Raw genomic sequence first — 254 nt, forward strand, 5'->3', positions numbered from 1 at the left:
GGGCGGGGTAATGGCAATCATCATGCTCGCCTTCATGCTCGGCATGTATTCCAATCGAAAGACGAATTTTGCGATCTTCACTGGGGCTGCCATCGCCTTTGCGGCCGGCGTCTACTTGGTCCGGTCGAAGATACGGTAGGCGACACCGCTTGGATGAAAGCCATGATCCCGCACCATTCAATCGCGATCCTGACCAGCGAACGCGCAAACCTGTCCGATCCGCGCGTGCGCGAGTTGGCCGACGCGATCATCGA

Annotated in this window: 1 pseudogene; it reads left to right on the top strand. The window is 58.3% G+C overall.

Annotation, left to right across the window (positions count from 1 at the left end):
• A pseudogene (locus tag FCK22_RS18285) lies at positions 1–254 on the top strand (DUF305 domain-containing protein); the annotation flags it as partial.

Source organism: Sulfitobacter sp. 15WGC (assembly GCF_005068605.1).
In the GTDB taxonomy this organism is placed as follows: domain Bacteria; phylum Pseudomonadota; class Alphaproteobacteria; order Rhodobacterales; family Rhodobacteraceae; genus Sulfitobacter; species Sulfitobacter faviae.